The following is a 3190-nucleotide window of genomic DNA, read 5'->3' on the forward strand; positions in this document are numbered from 1 at the left end:
ATATTAAACTAATAATAGGACGTTGCCATGAAATTAAAAACTATACCGCTTGTAATAGCCGCTATATTACCTATGACATCAATCGCAGCAACTCATACGCTTGATGGTACTTCATTGACTGTAGATAAACTTTGGGAAATATCTAAGTCCGGTGAAGATGTTAACATTTCGAAAGAAGGTTGGGAGCGTATTCGAGCGTCTTATAAAGCACCTATTGATGCAGCTGAAGATGGGCGTTCTATTTATGGATTAACGGTTAATTATGGTGCGCTGAAAGACCAGCGTGTCGCGGGGTCTTCGGTCGAAAATGAGCCGAATCGTTCAGAGTCGATTAAATTTAATGAGCGGCAAATGCGAATTCAAGCAGCAGGGATGGAGCCATTTTTACCTGAAGCTGAATCTAAAATGGCGATGGTTATCCGTTTGAACCAGATGGCTGCTGGATTTACTGGGATGAGTGTTGAGGCTGCCAATGCCTACATGGAATATATCAACAATGATGTTTATCCATTAATTCCTTCACGAGGTTCAGAAGGTGCAAATGATTTGAGTATGGTGACACATGTCGGCTTAGCCTTAATGGGTGAGTGGGATGTCATGTACCAAGGAAAGCGTCGCTCTTCAGCTGAGGTACGTAAAGAGCTTGGATTGAAAAAATATCAGCCATTTGGGATGGATGGTATTTCAATTCTCTCAAATAGTAATGTAGCTGAAGCACAATCGGTTACGGCAGTGAAAAAAGTGGAGCATCTGCTCGATCTATCATCTGTGATAATTGCGTCTAGTTTAGAAGCGTTAAATGGTAACGTGTCTCCTTTTCTATGGCATACAGTCGATACAAAAGGGTGGCCACAGGGACATGAAGCGGCAGAATCTATTTTATCTCATTTAAAAGGTTCATATCTTTGGAGTGTTGATGCTAAGCGAAATTTACAGGACCCGTTAAGTTTTCGATCATCAGGTCAAATCTTAGCAGCAGCGAAAGAAGAATTACGCCAAGCAAAAGAGTTACTCAATACCGCAATCAACCATACGACAGATAATCCAATAGTGCATACAGATGCAAGAGATGATTTATGGTACAGCAATAGCGATTATGTTAATGGTTTACGGGTTGGTGGAAAAAATGTTTTTGTAAACTCAGGTTCTAATTTTGATAATACCCAGCTAGCAGTGCAGCTGGAGTCTTTGAGTCGTGCACTTGCTCAAGTGATTCATATTTCAGCCTGGCGTACTACCCAATTAGATGACGGTCACCGTACAAAATTAACAACATACTTAATTTCTAAGGAAAATGTCGGTGGTGATGGTTTTGCTAATATTGCACAGTCAATGTCCGGTCTTTATGCTGAAGCAATGTCTCTGACCAATAGTGCTGCAATTTATGGCGTACCAACATCTGTTGGTATTGAGGAAACTTTTAGTAACGTCAATTTAATTGCAAATCGCTTAGATAAAATTGCAGATATTGCTTATGAAATTTACTCTTATGAGGTGTTGCATACCACACAAGGTATGGATATCAGAACAAAAGAATATAGCCAAAAAATGGGGAATGGTACGAGTGAATTTCTTCATGAATACCGTAAATATGTTCCATTTGTATCTAAAGATAGAATTTACACTCCTGATATAAATAACGGTGTTAAATTTTTAAAAACCTATAGTACAAGATAGTTTTTGTTACTTTTTAAATGATGGTTATCGTGCAAGGCATTTTATATATGCTTTGCACGCTATAATTCGACCTAGTATAACTATTTCATTTTTCGATGAATAATATAATTCTATCAGTTTAATGTCTTTGGAGTAATTGATGAACATTAAGTTATTATGTAAGTTTATTTCTGTAATTGTTGGATTGTCTGCGTTTAGTATTTATGCGGATACGCCAGATGAAGGAATTAAATTTGGCGGTTCGGTTAGAGCGAACTATGCTTATAGAGATTATGACCAAGCTTCAAAAGATAAAGGGGGGGATTTTTATTTTGATGTTGCAACTTTAACGTTAAATGGAAAAATAGGAGACTGGGGGGTATCTGCAGATTATAGACTGTCATCAAAAACGAATTTCATTAAACATGGTTATGGTTTCTATGATGTAAATGATGATCTGCAAGTTCAAGTTGGTATTAATAAGGTTCCTTTTGGTAATCGAGAGTTAATATCAAATAGTTGGTGGTTTGGTTTGCCATATTACTTAGGGTTTGAAGATGACTCTGACGTAGGTGTTAAAGTGGTTTATGAAAACCAAGGTTGGCATACAGATGTCGCCTTTTATAAAAGTGCTGAGTATGGTGCGACCGAGAACAAGCGTTATTCGACCGATTTGTATACCGGTACCATCAATGGCACTGAGTATCACAATGAAGAGACTAACCAGTTAAACGTGCGACAAACTTATACAACAGAATACGAAGGCGGCTCGACTACCTTTGGTGGCTCTGTGCAGTATGGTCAAATCTACAACAGCGAGACGGGCAACAATGGCGATCGCTATGCCGTAGCATTGCATTTAGACAGCAGCTACAAAGGCTGGAATTTACAAATGCAAGCCATGCAATATGAATACGATGCTGCAGATGCTATTGACTCTAATAAAATTGGCGTGTCAGTAGTAAGCTGGCAGTATGAAATTGCTTCTAAGGGCCAAGCCTATAACATCAACATTGCCAAAACCGTGAACACAGATTGGGGTAGCATTAAGTTCTACAACGACTTTGGTTTAATGACGCCAGATGTTGATGACGATAGCTACGATAACAGTATGCAAAACGTCACTGGTATGGCGATTTCTGCAGGTCCTACCTACACAATGATCGACTTTATTATGGGTAAAAATATGACCTTCTCTACCGCCAATAATGATCATATAGGTTTACCTGAAGTAGGTGATGATTGGGATAAAAGAGTTAATATAAACTTTGGCTTCTATTTTTAATGGTAGATCTAGTTCACCATATTTTGATATTTGTTACTTTTGACACGTGTTGTGATATTTTTGTTGGGCAGAAGTAGGTTTTTGACTATATTGTCATTATTTTAAATCAAGGTTTTTAATCTATGATTAGCAGTGGCACTGTTCATGCTTTCTATTTTTCAGCAAAATATTCCAGCTTTTCACGGGCTGCGGAGATATTGGAGACAACGCAGCCTAATATAAGTGGACAAATAATAAAATTAGAAAAAG

2 protein-coding genes are annotated in these 3190 nt (G+C 38.1%); both read left to right on the forward strand.

All coding sequences use genetic code 11. The features are described 5' to 3' along the window. The first annotated feature begins 27 nt into the window (after positions 1–27). Complete coding sequence (locus tag MMG82_RS21130) at positions 28–1677, forward strand: aromatic amino acid ammonia-lyase (protein WP_047534051.1); 1650 nt, start codon at positions 28–30, stop codon at positions 1675–1677. 139 nt (positions 1678–1816) lie between these two features. Beyond that, a complete protein-coding gene (locus tag MMG82_RS21135; protein ID WP_144344735.1) occupies positions 1817–2941 on the forward strand; it encodes a hypothetical protein in 1125 nt (374 codons plus the stop codon). The last annotated feature ends 249 nt before the right edge of the window (positions 2942–3190 follow it).

Origin of the sequence: Shewanella sp. MM_2022_3, assembly GCF_022557375.1 — a bacterium.
Classification (GTDB): Bacteria; Pseudomonadota; Gammaproteobacteria; order Enterobacterales; family Shewanellaceae; genus Shewanella; species Shewanella xiamenensis.